Annotated in this window: 15 protein-coding genes; 5 read left to right on the forward strand and 10 right to left on the reverse strand. The window is 44.9% G+C overall.

Annotated elements, in window-relative coordinates:
* Nucleotides 1–127: 127 nt before the first annotated feature.
* Entirely contained in the window at nt 128–616 is a 489-nt protein-coding gene (locus GFS24_RS19175; protein ID WP_173003123.1) for a DUF4251 domain-containing protein, read from the reverse strand.
* Between GFS24_RS19175 and GFS24_RS19180 the strand changes: the two genes are divergently transcribed.
* On the forward strand, nt 597–1,940 hold the full coding sequence (locus GFS24_RS19180; RefSeq protein ID WP_153662188.1) for a 4-hydroxy-3-methylbut-2-enyl diphosphate reductase: 1,344 nt from the start codon (nt 597–599) through the stop codon (nt 1,938–1,940). The genes GFS24_RS19175 and GFS24_RS19180 overlap by 20 nt on opposite strands.
* 211 nt (nt 1,941–2,151) lie before the next feature.
* Here the strand turns inward: GFS24_RS19180 and GFS24_RS19185 are convergent, their stop codons facing one another.
* The 7 genes from GFS24_RS19185 to GFS24_RS19215 all read right to left on the reverse strand — a co-directional run bounded on the left by GFS24_RS19185 (nt 2,152) and on the right by GFS24_RS19215 (nt 14,282).
* A complete protein-coding gene (locus GFS24_RS19185; protein WP_153662190.1) occupies nt 2,152–2,913 on the reverse strand; it encodes a LytTR family DNA-binding domain-containing protein in 762 nt (253 codons plus the stop codon).
* Nucleotides 2,914–2,946: 33 nt separating this feature from the next.
* Entirely contained in the window at nt 2,947–4,920 is a 1,974-nt protein-coding gene (locus GFS24_RS19190) for a tetratricopeptide repeat protein (RefSeq protein ID WP_153662192.1), read from the reverse strand.
* Between the two features lie 560 nt (nt 4,921–5,480).
* On the reverse strand, nt 5,481–6,170 hold the full coding sequence (cmk, locus tag GFS24_RS19195; protein ID WP_153662194.1) for a (d)CMP kinase: 690 nt from the start codon (nt 6,168–6,170) through the stop codon (nt 5,481–5,483).
* 88 nt (nt 6,171–6,258) lie between these two features.
* Nucleotides 6,259–7,863 carry a T9SS type A sorting domain-containing protein gene (locus tag GFS24_RS19200; protein ID WP_173003124.1) on the reverse strand — a complete coding sequence of 535 codons (1,605 nt, stop codon included), beginning with the start codon at nt 7,861–7,863 and terminating at the stop codon, nt 6,259–6,261.
* Between the two features lie 13 nt (nt 7,864–7,876).
* Nucleotides 7,877–9,496 carry a hypothetical protein gene (locus tag GFS24_RS19205; protein ID WP_153662198.1) on the reverse strand — a complete coding sequence of 540 codons (1,620 nt, stop codon included), beginning with the start codon at nt 9,494–9,496 and terminating at the stop codon, nt 7,877–7,879.
* Nucleotides 9,497–9,592: 96 nt separating this feature from the next.
* A complete protein-coding gene (locus tag GFS24_RS19210; RefSeq protein ID WP_153662199.1) occupies nt 9,593–11,311 on the reverse strand; it encodes a hypothetical protein in 1,719 nt (572 codons plus the stop codon).
* A 439-nt stretch (nt 11,312–11,750) separates the two neighbouring features.
* Nucleotides 11,751–14,282 (reverse strand): ATP-dependent Clp protease ATP-binding subunit, encoded by a 2,532-nt coding sequence (locus GFS24_RS19215; protein WP_153662200.1) that lies wholly within the window; start codon nt 14,280–14,282, stop codon nt 11,751–11,753.
* A gap of 257 nt (nt 14,283–14,539) precedes the next feature.
* On the opposite strand from GFS24_RS19215, the gene GFS24_RS19220 reads away from it, so the two are divergent.
* From GFS24_RS19220 to GFS24_RS19230, 3 genes are all read left to right on the forward strand, one after another.
* Nucleotides 14,540–14,911, forward strand: a complete 372-nt coding sequence (locus GFS24_RS19220; RefSeq protein WP_153662202.1) for an STAS domain-containing protein — start codon at nt 14,540–14,542, stop codon at nt 14,909–14,911.
* A 33-nt stretch (nt 14,912–14,944) separates the two neighbouring features.
* Nucleotides 14,945–15,853 carry a ribonuclease Z gene (locus tag GFS24_RS19225; RefSeq protein ID WP_153662204.1) on the forward strand — a complete coding sequence of 303 codons (909 nt, stop codon included), beginning with the start codon at nt 14,945–14,947 and terminating at the stop codon, nt 15,851–15,853.
* Nucleotides 15,854–15,922: 69 nt separating this feature from the next.
* Nucleotides 15,923–16,750 carry a DUF3575 domain-containing protein gene (locus GFS24_RS19230; RefSeq protein WP_153662206.1) on the forward strand — a complete coding sequence of 276 codons (828 nt, stop codon included), beginning with the start codon at nt 15,923–15,925 and terminating at the stop codon, nt 16,748–16,750.
* Nucleotides 16,751–16,875: 125 nt separating this feature from the next.
* On the opposite strand, the gene dapA is transcribed toward GFS24_RS19230, so the two are convergent.
* Nucleotides 16,876–17,757 carry a 4-hydroxy-tetrahydrodipicolinate synthase gene (dapA, locus tag GFS24_RS19235; RefSeq protein ID WP_153662208.1) on the reverse strand — a complete coding sequence of 294 codons (882 nt, stop codon included), beginning with the start codon at nt 17,755–17,757 and terminating at the stop codon, nt 16,876–16,878.
* An 80-nt stretch (nt 17,758–17,837) separates the two neighbouring features.
* Nucleotides 17,838–18,791, reverse strand: a complete 954-nt coding sequence (locus GFS24_RS19240) for an acetyl-CoA carboxylase carboxyltransferase subunit alpha (RefSeq protein ID WP_153662210.1) — start codon at nt 18,789–18,791, stop codon at nt 17,838–17,840.
* 318 nt (nt 18,792–19,109) lie between these two features.
* Here GFS24_RS19240 and GFS24_RS19245 point away from each other — a divergent pair, with 318 nt between their 5' ends.
* Nucleotides 19,110–19,628 (forward strand): hypothetical protein, encoded by a 519-nt coding sequence (locus tag GFS24_RS19245; RefSeq protein WP_153662212.1) that lies wholly within the window; start codon nt 19,110–19,112, stop codon nt 19,626–19,628.
* Nucleotides 19,629–19,832: the final 204 nt, after the last annotated feature.

Consider the following 19,832-nt stretch of genomic DNA (forward strand, 5'->3'; position numbering starts at 1 on the left):
CAGGAAAGGGCGGTTTTCTTTTTTCTTTTGAGGGGAGGAGTTTTTTGGGGGCGTTTTATTCTTTTAAGGAAGAGGAGTTTTTTAGGGAGGTGTTTTATTCTTTTGAGGGAGAGACGTTTTTAATAATTCACTCTATTATATTCCCCATATAAGAAATCGGTTGTTTATTCCTTGGTTCCACATACAGGGTGGCCACGCCTGATCTTAATACGTTCAGTACCATATAACTTATATCCGGAGAATTCCGCCGCCGGAAAGTGATATTCCAGCCTTTCTTCTTTTCTTCCAGTTTATAGTCGAACTGCCCCCATTTAAAGGTGAAACCTATCTGGGAATTATCTGCATAGGCGTTGGTGGACCGGCCATAGTAAGGGAGGTTTACATGGAGGCTATCCCCCTGAACCCGGAAAGTGTAATTTTCTCCTGGTACGCTGGTGGTTTGACCGCCGGGGGGTACCACGGACTGTACAAAAAAGCGGAATGTGTGCTTGTCCAGCAGGGCTTTTATGGTGTTGGCGATGAGGGAATCTTTGTGCTGAGGGCTTTGGGCTTTTGAAAAAGTTACCGTGAGGATAAGAAAAGCGCATGCGCACAGCATGGATCTTACAATATTCACTGGATGGGATTTTAGGTATACGGAAGTTAACAAATTAAGGTCAATCAGAATCTTGTTATCTTTGTACGGCACAAGACAATGTACAGACGACCACATGAAGACATTTAACGTACCTATTATATATCGCAGTCCGCTCATCTCTGCTATTAAACAGCAGCGGAAACAGCAGGACCGTATGAAGAAAGACTTTACCCCCACCCTGCTGGATTTTGGCCCTGTGCGGATACAGCTGGCGCGGCATTTCGGGTTTTGTTACGGTGTGGAAAATGCCATTGAGATCGCCTTTAGAACGGTGGATGAAAATGAGGGGAAAAGGATCTTTCTCCTGAGCGAGATGATCCATAACCCACAGGTAAATAACGACCTGCTTTCCCGGGGGGTAAAATTCCTGATGGATACCTCGGGCAGGCAACTGATCCCCTGGGATGAGCTGACGGCGGACGACATTGTGATCATTCCTGCTTTTGGCACCACGCTGGAAATTGAGGGAAGGTTGCAGGACATGGGAATTACGCCGCTTCAATATAATACAACCTGCCCTTTTGTTGAACGTGTATGGAATAAAGCTGAACAAATTGCGGCTAAGGAATATACGGTGATCGTACATGGCAAACCCAAACATGAAGAAACCCGGGCTACCTTTTCTCATAGCAGACACCATACCCCCACGATCGTGGTGAAGGACATGGAAGAAACACACCGGCTGGCAGCCTACATTCTGGGTACACGGCCAGCAGAGCAGTTCTACGAAGAGTTTAAAGGACAATACTCTGATGGTTTTGATGTAACCAAACACCTCCAACGTGTTGGTGTCGTGAACCAAACCACGATGCTGGCCTCAGAAACGCAGGCTATTGCAGATTACATCAAACAGACCATCCAGGAGAAATACCAGTTGGCGGAAAACCAGGTGGGTGAACGGTTTGCTGACACAAGGGATACTTTGTGTTATGCCACGAACGACAACCAGACTGCCGTTACGGGGATGCTGGAAACGGAAGCTGATCTTGCCATTGTGGTAGGAGGTTATAACAGCTCCAACACTTCTCACCTGGTAGAACTCTGTGAGGAAAAACTGCCTACCTATTTCATATCATCTGAAGAAAAGCTCTTATCCCGCGATGAGATCAGTCATTGGGATTTCCATCATCATGAGGAGCTGCACAGTACCCAATTCCTTCCGAAAAAGGAAACGCCGGTCACCATTCTCCTTACCAGTGGCGCATCTTGTCCGGATGCCATTGTGGAGGGTGTGATCAGGAAGTTACTTTCTTTTTACGGGATGGAACATAAAGTAAACGAAGCGATAGAAACTTTCGGATAACAAAAAAGACACCAGAAGGGTGTCTTTTTCCTTTGGGGCTAATCAAACGCTAGTAATGCAGAGAAAAATCTTGAAACAAACAATTGATGACCTTGAACGTGGAACAAAAGTACATTCCTATACAGCAGTCCGCAACCTTCATTTAATATCCGGTATTGTATTGGCGATAAGTGGTAAGATTGGAAGTAAATTTGGTGCGGCAGGATCGCAATTAAAACTGCATCGCTTTTTTCAGGAACTCCGCTTTACGCCTGCGTGACACTTCTACCTGTGTTCCATCACTCATCAATGCAAAACCACCCTCTCCCTGGATATACGATTCCATCTGCTGTAAGTTGATCAGGTGGGAATTATGCACGCGGAAGAAATCCACGTCTGTTAGCAGTTCTTCAAACTCTTTTAATGGCTTTGATACCAGTAACTGTTTTTTATCCGTGAAAAAGATCTTGGTATAATTACCTGTGGATTCACATCTTACGATGTTCTGCACGGGCATGAACACCAGGCCGTTGATGGTTGGGAGTGCTATCTTTTTATTGGTCTGCTGCAAAGTTTTCATGTTCTGCAGGAAAACTTCCAGCGGTGCAATGGAGGTATCCTGTTTGTTCAGCCGCCTTTCGTGGAACTTACGCAGGGCTTCCTGTAATTCTTGTACGCTGAAGGGTTTCAGGAGATAATCCAGGGCATTGAACTTGATAGCTTTCAGCGCGTATTGTTCGTAAGCGGTTGTAAAGATCACATCAAAATTTACCTTGTCGTACAACTTCAATAATTCGAAGCCGTTCTGGTGAGGCATTTCCACATCCAGGAAAACCAGGTCAGGCTGCAGGTCATCAATTAATTGCTTAGCATCCTGTACACTATTTACACCGGCCAGTACGGTTACTTCCGGGCATTTTTTCTGCAGCATTGTTTGCAAGGCGTCAATACAATGCTGTTCATCGTCAACGATAATTGCTTTAATCTCGCTCATGTGGTGATATTTTGCTAAATTTCTCTGCTCCCTTTAAAATAAGAATTCCGCGGGCAATACGATCTTTACCTGAGTTCCGGTAGCCAGCCCTACATGATCCTGCAGATCATTCACTACTACATTGGCATCTTTGGTGTTGTTGATCTTGCGGATCAGGGCGATACGCCCCTCCGTCACTTTCATACCCATGGAATTGTGCAGATGGTCTTTTTTCGCTTTAATTTCCATTGCCAGTTTACGACCGATGCCGTTATCTGTTACAATGATCTCCAATACTCTGCCGTTGAGGCTCACGGTGATATCCAAACGGCCTTTATCCTTACGGTGCACTAAGCCATGCCAGATGGAATTCTCTACATATGGTTGAATGATCATGGGCGGGATCAGCACTTCTTCTTCATTGATATTTTCTGCCACATGAATTTGGTAATCAAAAATATTATTGCAGCGCAGCGCTTCCAGATCAAGGTATAAACGCAGGGACTCTAACTCTTTGTTCAAGGGGATGAACGTATGCTGGCTGTTATCCAGGATCATGCGCATCAGCTTGGAGAACTTGGTGAGGTAGTCTGATGCTTCTTCCTGGTTATTGCTCCAGATATAACGGTGGATGGAACTCAGCGAATTGAAAATGAAATGCGGGTTCATTTGTGAACGCAGGGAGCGCAGTTCCAACTGGAGGGTCTGACGGTTGGCCTGCAGGTTGCGGTGCCTGATATAAAAGAATCCTCCCACGATGAGCATAAAGAGAAAACCGGCCAGCGCAATAGCCAGGGCCAGGTTGCGGCGGATCCTTAACTGGCTGAGGTCCTGTTCCTGCTGTAATTGCTTGATCTGGTTATCTTTCTGATGCACCACATACATGGCCTGCATTTGTGCAAATTCTGTTGTAGACCTTTCATTCAGGATGCTATCCTTGTACAGGAGGGAGATATTGGAATTATCAATGGAGCGGTCATAATCGCCGGTGCGTTTGTAATTATCCGCCATGGCTTTGTATGCTTCCATCAGGGTAGACTTGAAACCCCATTTCAAACCGAGGTCTATAGACTCCTGGATGTATTTCCTGGCCTCTTCGTTTTTATTCTGTTCATTCAATAAACGCCCTATACTGAGATAACTTTCTGCCACATGTACTTTATCATCCACTTTATCATTTGCCTGGAGTGCTTTTTGGAGGTATTCCATGGCAAGGGTATAGTTCTTCTTTTTCTGATATGCTGCACCCAGGCAGGTATAACAGATGGACATTCCTGTTTTATTATCCATGGCCTGGTTAACGGCCAGGGAACTTTTATAGTATTCTATGGCTTTATCCAGCTGGCCCAACCCTTCATAGGCATATCCCAGGTTGCCCAGATTAATAGCCACGCCCAAGTCATTTTTTCCGTCCCGCTCCAGTTGGAGGCTGCGGGAAAACTCCTGGATGGCATCATTGTACTTCCCGTCGGACAGTTTGATATTGCCGATGGAGTTAGTAGCGATACAGATATTCCGGATGTCGTTGTTCTTTTCGGCTAGTTTGAGGGCCCTGAAATGGAAGTCGAAAGCTTTGGGTAGCATGTCCCTTCTGCGATAGTCTACCCCGATATTATTGAGGGAAACGGTGATCAGGCGAACGTCTTTGGCATCCTCCGCATACTTGAGTGCTCTTTCATGAAAATCAGCGGCCAGGATGTATTGAGATTTATTTCGTTTAGTCGTGCCCAGTTCGTTATATCCTTCTGCTAATCCTTTGTTATAGCGGATCTTATGAGAAACGTTGATAGCCTCCTGGAGGAAGGCGTTATCATTCCGGCTTCTGTCGTAATAGCGGTAAAGACTTCTGGATTTGGCCATGAGGCGGTTCACTTTGAGTGTATCATCCGCCATTCCTTTTATGGAGTCCAGGCTGGCCTGAACCTGCAAAGAATCCTGTGCCGATGCGTACATCCACATGGCAAGGTGCAGGAATACAGTAAGAATGAGGCCTTTTTTAGACATGGTGAAAGGTGAAACAGTACTCACAAGTTAAAAAAAATAAAACGATTGTTAGCGATTGTGTTTCAAGATGGTATGAAAAAAGTGAAGGGGCGAAAGAATTCGCCCCTTTCCTATTAACCGAATACACCTACTGAAAATATGAAATAGGGCCGTCTAGCGACCGCATTCCACATTTAGTTTAAGACACGTTACGCCATAAAGCATAGCGTGTTTGATTTATTTTGTAGTTCTTTTATAATCGGTTAATAGCATGGTCTTTAGTCTGGATATAGCCTAAAAGCTTGGACAATCACATAGAACCACTTTGCAGCGATAAAAAAGTTACGGGATCCGCAAAGCGCCATCCGGTAGCCTTTATCATTCAATGATTTGCAACAAAGTTCAGGTTCTTTTCCAGGTATGTGTCTATCAGATCCAAAGTATCATGGCATATATCAATCACGTCCGTGTATGTTACGGAATCAGGGCCAAGACCATTAAAATGCAGGAATTTCGAGAGGATGAGGTATATAAAATTAGTACGGTAGGGATAGTATCCCTATCGAATCAAAGGTAATAACGTTTTTTTGATATACAAAAAAATTTCAAGAAGAATGTGCCATGATTGCATCTTCTACCCATTGCATAACCAGATCGAGCTGTTCCTGCATGTTTAATTGACTGTTATCCAAGATGATAGCATCATCAGCCCTGCGGAGGGGGCTTACTTCCCGGTTTGCATCTATATAATCCCGTAGTTCCAGGTTCTCTTTTACTTCGTGGAGGGTGATATTCGGGTTTTTGGCGTATAGTTCTTTGAACCTGCGTTCCACCCTGATAGCGGGATCTGCGGTCATAAAGATCTTCAATTCTGCATGCGGAAAAACAACTGTACCAATGTCCCGGCCATCCATTACGATGCCACTTTGTTCTCCCATCTTTTGTTGCTGTGCTACTGCAAATTCACGTACAGCACGGATGGCAGCTACCTCGCTCACTTTTTCAGCTACCAGCATTTCACGGATCAATTGTTCTACATTTTCATCATTCAGGAACATATCACTATAACCGGAGATCTGGTTGTGTACGAATTCCAGGTGGATGCTGGCGAGTGCATTTTTCACCTCCACGTGATCGCTATATTCTATCCTGTGCTGAATGAAATAAAGGGTGATAGCACGATACATCGCACCACTGTCTATATACAGGTAATTCAGCTGTGAAGCCAATTGCCTGGCCAGTGTGCTCTTCCCACAGGAAGAATAACCGTCTATTGTGATGATGATCTTTTTCAAACCCCGGATTTTTGATGTGCAGGTAGGTGCTAATGTTACAATTGCCACTGCAAAAATGCCGTAATTCCGGGAAAATTCAAAGAGTTTTCTATCGGCGATCTATCACAATTACTTTATGTGTGCGCATCAGACGGTTTGATTTCTGATCGTAGAATGCGAGTACGTAAGTTCCTTTGGCAAGATTGTTTACGCGAACAGTGGCTTCTCCCTGTACGGAGTACTGATTCACTATCTGACCCAGGCTGTTTACTATCTGCATGATCATATCTGTATGTTCTCCGCGGATCTGTACCTGGAACTGGCCCATGTTAGGATTCGGCCATACTTCGATGTGCAGGAATGGTGGTACGGCTTTGATCTGTGAGTAACTTACGCGTTCATTTTTAGATACTGCCTTGATACGGTAATATGTCCAGCCATCATAAGTATTAGGATCAGCATGCTGGTAATCCAGGCGGGAAGTAATATTTCCGTTTGGTGCCTGGGAGCGTACTTCGCCGGCTTTTGTGAAACCGGTATCCTTATCAAAACGTCTTTCTATTTCGTAACGGTCATTGTTCAGTTCGCGGGCTACAGACCACTCCAGTTGTGCGAAGTTTTCTGAGAGGCGCCACGCATTAAAATACATAAAGGCAGCAGGTGCATACGGTCCATAGATCATGGAGGCCTTCGTAAAATATTCGTTGTTGTTCAGTCCATCTTTAAATACGCGGAAGTGCATGGTAGCATTCCTCAATGTATTGGTGGTGGTGATATTACCTGCAACAGGGAAGGATTCCAGCGATTCCAGGTAATCCCAGTTATTGTTCACATAACGGCTTACATAACTGGCAGAGCGGAAGGTCATATAGTCCTTTCCTTCTTCGGCATCCATGTGCTGCAAAGTTACTTTTGCTTCTGCGTGGTCACTTCTTACGCGAGCCACGTTCCATGTTTTATTGGTAAAATCGAGTTTATTTACATTTCCTGATATCGCAAACTGGTACACACTATCAAATACCCTTGCCCTGAAATCGTCCGGTACGCCGGCGTATTCAATTTCTGCGGGGGCGTAGGTATCTATAGAAGTGCCGATAGGGAATACTACTTTACCAGATGCTCCATCTACATTTTCGCGATAAAGGAAACCACCGGCTACCGTAGAGCCTGTTACGATAAATGATTTTTCGCTGTATCCTGTGATGGTACCGGGTTTGGCATCTCCTACCACCAGGTTCCAGCCATTCAGGAAAAGATGACCGTTTACAAAATTGAGATTGTTACGCACTTTCACATCACTCAGATCTGAGAGTAAAATTCCCAGCCGGTTATTTACCTCAAAGTTAGGAAAGGTAGCGCCGGTACGGCCTACAACACTATATCCACCCAATAACTGCTGTGCGCCCAGGTTCCCGTACATTGGATTGTTGCCGGAGAAGCGGAACAGACCGCCTTTTCCATCAACGCCGCTGGCGGATTCATCGGGAAGCGTAGCTGCGTTACCGTTATTCCATGTTTTGCCGTAGAAATTGATGATTGAATTAAGGCTGGATCCAAAAGCGCCTTCGTTTGTAACGTTTCCATATATGCTGAATACTTCTCCCGTTGCGATCTGGATCCTGGCATCGGGAGCAATGTATAGCCCTTGTTGTTGTGCTGCGAGGGGCAGTACAAAACTAAGAAGTGCTAATATGGTAAGGTTAATGTAACGCATTTTCTTTCGGTTATCACAATGAGATGATAGCAATATTAAATTTTGTTCCATTAGCAATCGTCCTGTTGTTGTCATCAGCATTAATAAACCCAACCTGTATCTGCCGGGCGCCGAAATTACTAACTCTGACCCATCCTACTCCAACTCCATTACCCAGGGCTAAGGCTGGACTCACTATCACATTATCATCTGTTTTCAAAACAACGCCTGCGGGTAATGTCCATGTAACTACTGTTGTTGTCATTTGGTTAATTGTTACGTTAGCAGTTGTGTTATAAACTACTTTAGTAATGCCAGTTAATACACTACCATCAGTACCCAGTTTAAAAGTCCCTTCCACATCCAGTTTAGCAGTAGGTGTAGCTACACCGACACCTAACCTTTCATTTGCATTATCCCATATCAGTGATGTTCTTTGCGCTACATCGCCGGTTGTCCCAGTGGTGAACAATAGGCCTCCGGTTGTATTTAAACCAGTTACCCTCAGACCTCCTGTAACGTGCAAGGCTGTACTGGGAGCATTGGTACCAATCCCTAACCTGTTATTGGTGGCATCCCAGAACAATTGTGCATCATCCTGTTCTACTAATCCGGTAGTACCTGAGGTGAATAATATACCACCTATTTTATTTAAACCGGTTGCTCTCAGATCTCCGGTAACATGTAAGGCTACTGAAGGAGCAGCGTTACCGATACCTAACCTGTTGTTGGGAGCATCCCAGAACAATTGTGCATCATCCTGCTCTACTAATCCTGTGGTACCTGAGGTAAATAATATACCGCCTGTTTTATTTAAACCGGTTGCTCTCAGATCACCTGTAACATGCAGTGCTACTGAAGGAGCAGCGTTACCGATACCTAATCTGTTATTGGTGTTATCCCAAACCAGCTGACCTGCTTTCTGTGTTACGGCACCTGTATTGGTGAATAATAATCCACCCTGCGTAGTTAAACCTGTTACAGTAAGACTTGCAACGTTACCGTTACCATTTATGCGGAAATTGCCTGTTTGCAATGCTGCATTCTGATTTTGAATATAGGAAGCTCCAAGGTTTGGAATATCTGCTGCTATCAGGGCTGTTGCGCCGGATTGTACACGGCCTTTTGCATCTGTTGTTACTTTAAAATAAGTATCAGCAGTGCCAAAATTTGATAAAGTAGTTGTAACGTTTCCGGCGGCGTTTACTGTACCAGCAGTAACATCTCCGGTCATTGTTTTAATATAGTCAGGGGTCCAGTTACTCCATTTTGCGCCATCGTAGCGGAGTAATTGATTAATGGTGGGGGCTACAGGGAAGTTTATATCCGACAAATTGCCCAATGCGTAGGAAGTGAGGTCTGGAATTTTTTTCCAGCCGGTATATCCGTTGGTTTTCTTAACGTACAGTGTCTGATCATCGAGATTGAAAACCATCATGCCCTGAGCGGCACTATCGAGTGGATTGGAGGCTAATGCTGCGTTCGTAACACGCGGTAACAGTAAACCTTTTTTGTGTGAGCTTATTTCGAGGGCGGCATCCAGTCTGGTACTTTCAGGCTGGCCTCCCAATTTCAATTGCGCCTGGGATGGAATGGCTGCCAATCCGGAGATCAACAATATTAGTAATGATTTATATCCTCTCGGCCAATTCATGTCAATTTTTTTGGTGTACAGAAACATCATATGCTTGTTATTAAGATTTTACCGGAACGGTTATACGATTATAATAACCGTTCCGGTAAATCAGGTTTAGAAGCCAGTTCCTCTGCTGAGCAGTTGCCAGTTGGTACCGTCAGACATTACAGTGATAGAAGTATGTACAACAGTGATTGAAGTACCAGGAACACCATTAATTGTTTGTGCACTGGTTGTAGCAATCACTACGTTATTATCTTCTTCAGTAACAGGGTTAGAGCCAGGGATCCTTTTGATCACATATACACGGCCTGCACAAGTAGTTGCATCAGGAAGTGTAACGGCGGAAGTTGCACTTGTTGCAGCCACCATCACGATGTAATCATCCGCTGCGATTGGGCTGCCAGTTGCGATTGTACGGAATTTAACACCCAAAGAACCGTTCACGTTTAAGTTAGAAGTAGTAGCTACAGCACCTGCAGTAGGGCCTACCAATACTTTAGTTTCGAAAGTCTTATCGCCAGTGAATGACTGAGCAGCTATAGTTACAACGCCTCGGTTTGTAACAGATGCATCAGGCAACGCGAAAGTCACTTTATCAGCAACAGATGAGATAGAGAAGTCTGTACCAGTTGTTACTGTTTCAAAAGCCAGGTCACCAGTAGCACTACCTACAGCAGGAACACCGGTTGGTGTAGAGATCTGTCCGATACCAGTAGCGGTTAATTTCCAACCTGGAACAAGTACTTTCCTTAATTCATTATCTGTAGTATTTTGTAATAACAGATTATAGCTATCAGTATTTACCAGTGTTTGCGCAGTAACACCATCCAGGGTTACAGCACCTTCTACTGCTAAAGTAGCAGCACCAGGCGTTGCAGAGAGTTTCTTAATTACTACAGCACCGTCGAATGTCTTATCACCTGTGAATTCCTGAGCAGTAGTGCTAACAATACCGGGACTTGTTCTTGAAGCAGGCGATAAAGCCAGTTCCCATTTACCGGTAGTAGCATTTTGTGTAAATACACCACCTTCTGCAGTAGCGGCAGCGGATACTGCAACTACTTTAAATCCATCAGGATTAGTCAGGGCGTGCAGGGAATCATAGTCAGCCTTAGTCATGAAACCGAAAGCTGCAGCCTGGCCTTCCATAATCGGATAGCTTAATTCTATTATACCGGGGAGACCACCAGCTGGTGCTGTAGTAGCAATTGCAGGTGCAGTACCATTGTTACCTTCCAATGTGATATCCATATCACCTTGTAAAGTATTCAATTTAGTTACAGAAGTCTGTGCCAGATCTTTCTTTTTAACAGTACCATCTGCTGCTATTACCAATACATCATTGATAGCAGGATCAGTAACTAATGGATAATTAATAAATGAAGGTGTAAAGATCAGTCTGCCATCTGCACCCACTGTAAGACCTGTAACACCGTTTGCATTCAAACGTAAGTCTTGCGTGTTGGTAGTACCCATAAAGCTGGTAGGCGTACCAAGGTTACCATCCATTTTCCATGGTGCTCCTGCTCCACCCTCAGTGGTAACTCTCACCATAGCGCCACCAAGTTTCACAAACAACCCGGCAGGATTGCTCGGACCAGAACCTGTATAATATACCAGGTAACCTTCAGTAGCTGAAGCAGACATAAGCGACATATCACTTACACGTGGCAGTAAAAATCCTTTCTTGTTGCTTTCCAATTCCAGGATGGCATTGGGATCAATCTGAGCGGGATTACCCCCGATCTTGACCTGAGCTTTTAGGCTGTCGTAGCTAAAGAACAACAGCGCAGCCAGTACCATACTGGCAATACGTAACGACTTTCTCATAGGATAATAGGTTGAAAAATATGAGTTGTTAAAATAAAAGGTTTATGTGTTTAATTGATTTATGACGACTTTTTGTTTTTGTTCACCGCTCCTTAAATCCCCTTTTTTTGAGGCAGGTTTTTAAGGCTAGGTCTAATGTTTTTCCCCTCTCTCGCATCAGGGCTACAACGCTGTCACAATATTACATATATATTTTGATTAATACGTATTATTTATAATGTTTTTTCTTTATTTAATATATAAATATGTGAAAAGTCGAAGTTAGAACCGCTATGGGAGCAGTATTTACTTATGAGTCAGGGGGTTAGAAAAAGTTATGAAAGAGGGTACGAAAAATAAAAAGTGCAAGTTAGGAGGGTTAAAACGGGAAAATGCTCCATAAAAAAAGGTTGCCGGAGGATATCCGGCAACCTATATATTATATAATGTCCTTTGAAAATTATGCTTCTGATTTCTCAGATTTACTCTTGGAAGGATTCTTTAAAGAGAACACCAGTTTCTGGTTTTCTTTATCGAGGTCCGCGATCAGAATATCTCCATTATGAATGCTCATATTCAGGATCTCTTCTGCTAACGGATCTTCCAGGTATTTCTGGATAGCGCGGTGGAGCGGACGGGCTCCAAATTGCTGATCGTATCCTTTCTCTGCGAGGAAACCTTTGGCTTCGTCTGTAAGTTCCAGGCTGAAGCCCAGGTTCTGCAAACGTGCCAGCACACCTTTCATGGTGATATCTATAATGGTATAGATATGCTCTTTGGACAGAGAGTTAAAGATGATCACATCATCGATACGGTTGAGGAACTCAGGAGAGAAGGTACGTTTCAAAGCCTTTTCTATTACGGCTTTGGTGTTATCTTCTTCACTTACTGCTCTCGTATTGGTGCTGAAACCAACCCCTGCACCGAAATCCTTCAACTGGCGTACGCCAATATTAGAGGTCATGATGATAAGGGTGTTTTTGAAGTCCACCTTGCGACCGAGACCATCTGTAAGGATACCATCATCCAACACTTGCAGGAGGATGTTATAGATATCCGGATGGGCCTTTTCTATCTCATCCAGGAGGATCACAGAGTATGGCTTACGGCGAACTTTTTCTGTCAGCTGACCACCTTCTTCATATCCTACATAACCTGGAGGCGCTCCGATCAGGCGGCTTACGGAAAATTTCTCCATGTATTCACTCATATCAATGCGGATTAAGGCATCATCTGAGTCGAACATGTACCTGGCGAGTGATTTGGCCAATTCTGTTTTACCTACCCCGGTTGGGCCGAGGAAGATGAAAGTACCAATCGGTTTTTTAGGATCCTTCAGCCCTACGCGGTTACGCTGGATGGCTTTGGTCACTTTACTGATGGCTTCTGTTTGTCCAACCACAGCACCGGACAGGTCTTCACCCATGCGGCGGAGTTTATCGTTTTCTGCCTGCACCATCCGTTTAACGGGAATGCCGGTCATCATACTCACTACTTCTGCGATGGCTTCTTCATCAATTGGGTAGCGTTTGTGCTTTACTTCTTCTTCCCACACGGCTTTGGCCTTTTCGAGGTCTTCGCCGAGTTTCTTTTCGGTATCGCGGAGGGCTGCAGCTTCTTCGAAGCGCTGGCTCTTCACTACTTTATTTTTTTCCTGCTTAATGTCTTCGATCTGTTTTTCCAGGTCGAGGATATTTTGCGGAACATTGATGTTCTTTAAGTGTACCCTTGCTCCTACTTCATCCAACACGTCGATAGCTTTGTCTGGCAGCAGGCGGTCCGTCATGTAACGGTCGCTCAGTTTCACACAGGCGTCGATGGCATCATCTGTATAACTTACGTTGTGATACTCTTCGTAACGTTGTTTGATGTTGTTGAGGATGAGGATGGTTTCTTCCACGGATGGCGGATCAACCATTACTTTCTGGAACCGGCGGTCTAACGCTCCGTCTTTCTCAATGTACATACGGTATTCATCTAAAGTAGATGCACCGATGCATTGGAGTTCTCCACGGGCGAGGGCTGGTTTGAAGATATTGGAAGCGTCCAGGGAACCGGAAGCTCCACCTGCGCCAACGATGGTGTGGATCTCGTCAATGAACAGGATCACGTCCCGGTTCTTTTCGAGTTCATTCATGATGGCTTTCATCCTTTCTTCAAACTGGCCGCGGTATTTTGTACCGGCTACCAGGGCAGCAAGGTCGAGGCTTACTACTCTTTTATCGAACAACACGCGGGAAACTTTGCGTTGTACGATGCGGAGGGCGAGGCCTTCCACGATAGCAGTTTTACCAACTCCCGGCTCACCGATGAGGATTGGATTGTTCTTTTTACGGCGGGAAAGGATCTGCGAAACGCGTTCAATTTCCTGCTCACGGCCAACGATGGGATCCAGACTTCCGCTTTCAGCGAGTTTGGTGATATCGCGGCCAAAATTGTCGAGTACAGGTGTTTTAGACTTTGTATTGGTTTGCTTCGCTTTGGAGGCATAACTTTTACGTTCGTCTTCGAACTCCTCTTCTCCGGGGTCATCGAACTCTGCTTTAGGATCTGCAGATTTTACGAAGCCCAATTCGTTTTTAAATGTATCGTAGTCCACGTCAAATTGTTGAAGGATTTGAGTACATACGTTTTCTTTATTCTTGAGGATGGAAAGCATGAGATGTTCTGTCTCAACGGTAGGGCTTTTAAGGGCCTTAGCTTCCAACACGGTCACACGGATCACTTTCTCTGCCTGTCTGGTTAGAGGGAGACTATTAATGTTAGCAATGTTCTTGCCGGTTTTATCCTTAATAGCCAGTTCCACTTCTTTGCGCAGTTCATAAAGATCTACGTTCAAAGCTTGTAGAATTTTAACAGCCGTCCCCTCACCTTCACGAATGATGCCCAATAGCAGGTGTTCCGTACCGATGAAATCATTTCCCAGACGTAAAGCTTCCTCCCTGCTGAACGAAATGATCTCCTTTACTTGCGGTGAAAAATTCTGATCCATTGTAGATGATTTTTGATTAAACCCTTACGGGGGCTTGCTTATACAATATTACCAAATAAATTTGGATTTAGTTTTTATCCTTGCACATTTATACTTAAGATTTACTTTTGCTTCAGAAGGCCGTATAGATGTAAATATACTTACGAGAAGGAGGATGTTTTTGTTTGGGTGAGATTTGCTTCCGGCAAGGTAATTACGGACGGGTTCGTTCGGCTGTCCTTTTTTTTAATGATTAAAATAATATAACATCCTGGCTTATGCAATTCAAAATTGATACCAAAGAAAAAATAGTGCTTTTCCGGCTGGAAGAACCCGAACTGAATGCTAATTTGGCAGCCGAGCTGGAGGAAACGATTTCCGGAATGACCGAACTGGAGGAGAAGAATCTGGTGCTGGACCTGCGTTCCCTGCAATCTATTGATGAAAAAGGCCTTAAAGCCATTTTTGCAGTATATAACCATCAGTACGAGCGTGGTCTTTCGGCGGCCGTTGCTCATCTTTCACCAGATTTAGCTGCTGTGCTGGGTGAAAAGTACCCGGAAATGCTGAATGTAGTGCCTACAGAATCTGAAGCCATCGATATGGTGATGATGGAAGACCTGGAAAGGGAGCTGGACCTGGGAGAATGATATCATTACCAATTACTTGTTTATTTTAGAGATATGTTCGCGGTAACAATTTTAGGCAACAATTCGGCTATACCTACACCAGACAGGCATCCTACCTCTCAGGTGATCACTTATAATGATCAGCTGATCCTCGTGGATTGCGGAGAGGGCACACAAATGCAGTTAACCCGTTATAAGATAAAAAGAGCCCGTATCCGGCATATTTTTATCAGTCACCTGCATGGGGATCATTATTTTGGGCTGATAGGGCTTATTAATAGCATGAGTTTGCTGGGAAGGATAGAACCTTTGTCTGTTTTCGGCCCGCCGGAACTGGAAGAGATCCTGCAGATCCAGTTAAATGTTGCCGGGACTATCCTCAACTTCGAACTTAATTTTCATCCCCTGATGCCTACGCAAACGGGTGTTGTGTTAAAGGAAAAAGAAATGGAGGTGAGCTTCTTCCCTACCCGCCACAGGATTCCCTGTTACGGTTTCTCCTTCAGCCTTCAGCGCAGGAAACGCAGGATCATTCCTGAACAGGCACGCATATATGAAATACCGGCGTCCTTTTACACCAAGTTGCAGGAAGGGGCAGATTATGAAAGGAAAGACGGGAAGCTCATCAAGAATGACTGGGTAACCCTCCCTCCTCCTAAAGCCAAACGGTATGTGTATTGTGCGGACTCCATATATGATGAGGACCTGGTACCACATATGCGGGAAGCGGATATGGTGTATCATGAAACTACTTACCTGCATGATCTTACACAGCGGGCTATGGACAGGTTTCATAGTACGACTGTTCAGGCGGCTACACTGGCTAAAATGGCAGGGGCCCATCGTTTGCTCATTGGGCATTTCTCTTCCAAATACACTGAGCTGCAACCTTTTCTGGATGAAACCCAACCTGTTTTCCCCCAAACAGAACTGGCCCTGGAGGGTGTTACCTATCTTATCTAGTCAGGTATTTTTTGTGTAAGTGGTTTTACCAGACTATATTTACACATTAAATTTAAAATTCCTATAACTATGAAAAGAGCAGCACTGCTTTTGATGCTTCCCCTATGCCTGGGACTGAACGCCGTGGCACAATCTGATAGTACGGCCATGGGCACAGATTCTACGGAGGCCCCCACCCGCAAACACCGGCTTCGCAATTTGCCTTACAACAAGAATATCATTAAAACGAACCTGGCTTCTATTGCATTGAATAACTACGGCCTTACTTATGAAAGGATGATCAGCCGTAAGATCTCTGCTTCCCTGGGTTATCGTTTCATGCCTAAAACCTACCTGGCTAAAACTTCCCTTACGGAAAAGGTGATGGATTATTTTGAGGATGGTGACGGAGAGATCACACAACAGCTGGATAAATTGCAAATGAGTGGTAATGCCATCACTGCGGAGATCCGCTTCTATACCGGCAAACGGCCTGGCGCCAAAGGTTTTTATGCCGGCGTGTATGGCAGGTATGCTTCCTTCAAATATGATTACCCTTATGATTTTGAATTGCCTACTGAAACAAGGTTAGTACCCCTAACTGGTAAAAGCAGTGGCATTGGCGGCGGGATCATCCTGGGTGGCCAGTTCAATGTGCACAAGAATGTGGTGATCGATCTTTTCATTATTGGCGGCCATTATGGCAACCTTAGCGGTAAAGTGGAAGGGCTTACAGACCTGAGTGATTTTGATGAGCAACAGCGGAATGATCTGAAAGATGACCTCGAATCATTGATTGAAATAGGTAATAAGAAGAATATCACGGCGGAAGTAAGGGATGATGGTATCCGGGCGGATGTCAAAATGCCTTTTGTGGGTGTGAGGGGACTTGGGTTGACTGTGGGGGTATCTTTCTAGGAGGATGGCTATAGGATCATCGAAGGATCTCCCTATCTTGAGCCTATGTCAAGCCTATGTGAAGCTTAATTAAAAGGACCGTTCTCATGAGAGAACGGTCCTTTTTTAATACGATCAATACTTATTTAGTAACCCTTCAGGAAGGTGTTTATTTTGGTTTGCAGTTCATCGCTTACCGGAATGATGGGCAGGCGGAAAGTGTTTTCGATGATCTTGTCGAAAGCCAGGAATGCTTTGATACCGGCGGGATTGTTTTCCATGAACATCAGGTCGAAACCATCCAGCATTTTGTAATGGAGGCGGCGGCCTTCTGCGATGTTACCATCCAGGGTTGCTTTCACCATGGCGGAAAAATCTTTTGCGAAGTAGTTGGCGGCTACTGAAATAACGCCGTCCATTCCGCAGGCAAGTTGTGGAAATGCCACCCCATCGTCTCCGCTGATCACCAGGAAGTCTTTGGGTTTGTCCTTTATGATCTGCATGCATTGGAGCATATCGCCGGAGGCTTCTTTCATGGCTACGATGTTTTCTACCTCATGGGCCAGGCGCAGGGTTGTTTCTGCGGTCATGTTACGGCCGGTGCGGGCAGGGACATTGTATAATATGATAGGCTTAGGTGAAGCTGCTGCGATGGCTTTATAGTGCTGAAAGATGCCTTCCTGTGTAGGTTTGCTGTAAAAAGGGGATACGCTTAAAATAGCGGCAGCCTCATCCAGCGGACATTTTTCCAGCCGGCTTACAACATCTGCGGTGCTATAATCACCGATACCTACTACAACGGGCACCCGTTTATTTACCTTCTCGAACGTAAACTTTATCAGGTCCAGTTTTTCATCGGAAGACAAGGTGGGTGTTTCTCCGGTGGTACCTAAGGTAACCACGTAATCCACTCCTCCTCCGATCACATAATTGATCAGCCTTTCCAGGCCTGTCCAATCAATTGCTCCTTTTGTAGTAAAGGGCGTAACCAGTGCAACACCGGTACCCCTTAATTGTTGCTGTAACATATCTAATGGTGTCAATAGCCTTTAACTGCCCTTAAAAAGATGCAAATATGAAAATTTGGATCGGTTCCCGCAATTTTTATTTAGCGTTCTTCGTAAAAGCCCATATTTGAGAATTTGTCTATCCGTTGCTCAATGCGGGTATCGGGATTGACCCCCTTTAATTCGGCGAGGGTAGACTTTAATTTTGTTTTCAGGATGGCTGCCATTTCTTCATGATTGGAATGTGCGCCGCCTACTGGTTCTGGGATCACACCATCCACGAGACCGAACTGGCTCATATAGGTGGAAGTGAGTTTCAGTTCTTCTGCTGCTTTTTCCTTGAAATTCCAGCTGCGCCAGAGGATGGTGGAACAGTTTTCCGGGGAGATCACGGTGTACCAGCTGTTTTCCAGCATGAAGATACGGTCTCCGATACCTATTCCCAATGCACCGCCAGAGGCCCCTTCTCCTATGATCACGCAGATCACTGGTACCTTTAATTTCACCATTTCAAAGAGGTTACGGGCGATGGCTTCCCCCTGGCCCCTTTCCTCTGCTTCCAGACCGGGATAGGCTCCTGGTGTGTCTATGAGGGTAACGATGGGCTTGTTGAACCTTTCTGCGAGTTTCATGAGGCGGAGTGCTTTCCGATATCCTTCAGGATTAGCCATTCCGAAGTTACGGATCTGGCGCATCTTGGTATTGATACCTTTCTGCTGGCCGATGAACATGACTGTTTCTCCGTCCAGATCGGCAAAACCGCCTACCATGGCTTTATCATCTTTTACGTTCCTGTCACCATGCATTTCCACGAAGTTGGTGGTCATGCGTTCGATGTATTCGAGGGTGTAGGGCCTGTCCGGATGGCGGCTTAGTTGTACCTTTTGCCAGCTGGTCAGGTTGTTATAGATGCTTGTTTTAGTGTCGTTTATTTTTTGTTCGTACTCGCTTACGGTTGCCGATACATCCACACCGGATTTCACGCCGTTCTCTTTCAGTTTTTCCAGTTGTTCGTACAGATCCGCAATCGGTTTTTCAAAATCCAGAAATTGCATTATACAGATTTAAAAAGGTTAAAGTACGTCATAAAGATAGTAAACCCTGCACAAGTGCCCCAAATGGCGTTTCTGATACAGGGATAATGCTTTAATAAAATAAACCCGGCTCTGCCCGGGTTTGCAATGCTCGAGCCTTTTTTAGGAACTCAGGGCGGCAAAAGTAGTACAATTAAGGTTATATAACAATATTTTTGGTTTTTTGGGGAGGGCTGGGGGTTTGCCGCGCTGCAAAGGGCGGAGGTTTTCTTCTTTTTCTGGGGGAAGGAGTTTTTGTTGGAGGGGGCCTTTTTCTTTTGGGGAAGGAGTCTTTTGGGGATGATGTTTTGGCTGGGAGTTTGCCGCGCAGCAAAGGGCGGAGTTTTTTATCTTTTAAGAAGGCGTTTTTGTTGGAGGGAGGACCTTTTTCTTTTGAGGAAGGAGTCTTTCGAGATGATGCTTTGGCTGGAGGTTTGCCGCGCAGCAAAGGGCGGAGGTTTTCTATTTTTTAAGAAGGCGTTTTTGTTGGAGGGGGCCTTTTTCTTTTGGGGAAGGAGTCTTTTGGGGACGATGTTTTGGCTGGGAGTTTGCCGCGCAGCAAAGGACGGAGTTTTTTATCTTTTAAGAAGGCGTTTTTGTTGGAGGGAGGACCTTTTTCTTTTGAGGAAGGAGTCTTTCGAGATGATGCTTTGGCTGGAGGTTTGCCGCGCTGCAAAGGGCGGAGGTTTTTTCTTTTTTAAGAAGGAGTTTTTGTTGGAGGGGGCCTTTTTCTTTTGGGGAAGGCGTTTTTTTGATGATGCTTATTTTTTTGCTGGGAGTTTGCCGCGCAGCAAAGGGCGGATTTTCTTTATTTTTTAAGAAGGTGTTCTTATTGGAGGGGGACCTTTTTCTTTTGGGGAAGGCGTTTTCTTCATTTTGGGAAGAAAGTTTTCTTTCCGGAAAGAAGGTTTTCTGAAGATGAAGATGGGTGTTGAGTGGGCGAAATTCTTCCTCCTAAAACAATTTCCCTCCTAAAACAAAAAAGCCCCCCTTAGCGGAGGGCCTTTGTTGGCATAGGTATGA

The sequence above is a fragment of the Chitinophaga sp. SYP-B3965 genome (assembly GCF_009647655.1).
Lineage (GTDB): Bacteria > Bacteroidota > Bacteroidia > Chitinophagales > Chitinophagaceae > Chitinophaga.

Excerpts from the sequence above, each read along its gene's own strand:
- GFS24_RS19180 (WP_153662188.1), top strand. The coding sequence starts at position 597 with ATGGATCTTACAATATTCACTGGATGGGATTTTAGGTATACGGAAGTT.
- GFS24_RS19185 (WP_153662190.1), bottom strand. The coding sequence starts at position 2,913 with ATGAGCGAGATTAAAGCAATTATCGTTGACGATGAACAGCATTGTATT.
- GFS24_RS19200 (WP_173003124.1), bottom strand. The coding sequence starts at position 7,863 with ATGCGTTACATTAACCTTACCATATTAGCACTTCTTAGTTTTGTACTG.
- GFS24_RS19205 (WP_153662198.1), bottom strand. The coding sequence starts at position 9,496 with ATGAATTGGCCGAGAGGATATAAATCATTACTAATATTGTTGATCTCC.
- GFS24_RS19210 (WP_153662199.1), bottom strand. The coding sequence starts at position 11,311 with ATGAGAAAGTCGTTACGTATTGCCAGTATGGTACTGGCTGCGCTGTTG.
- GFS24_RS19215 (WP_153662200.1), bottom strand. The coding sequence starts at position 14,282 with ATGGATCAGAATTTTTCACCGCAAGTAAAGGAGATCATTTCGTTCAGC.
- GFS24_RS19220 (WP_153662202.1), top strand. The coding sequence starts at position 14,540 with ATGCAATTCAAAATTGATACCAAAGAAAAAATAGTGCTTTTCCGGCTG.
- GFS24_RS19225 (WP_153662204.1), top strand. The coding sequence starts at position 14,945 with ATGTTCGCGGTAACAATTTTAGGCAACAATTCGGCTATACCTACACCA.
- GFS24_RS19230 (WP_153662206.1), top strand. The coding sequence starts at position 15,923 with ATGAAAAGAGCAGCACTGCTTTTGATGCTTCCCCTATGCCTGGGACTG.
- dapA (WP_153662208.1), bottom strand. The coding sequence starts at position 17,757 with ATGTTACAGCAACAATTAAGGGGTACCGGTGTTGCACTGGTTACGCCC.
- GFS24_RS19240 (WP_153662210.1), bottom strand. The coding sequence starts at position 18,791 with ATGCAATTTCTGGATTTTGAAAAACCGATTGCGGATCTGTACGAACAA.
- GFS24_RS19245 (WP_153662212.1), top strand. The coding sequence starts at position 19,110 with ATGATGTTTTGGCTGGGAGTTTGCCGCGCAGCAAAGGGCGGAGTTTTT.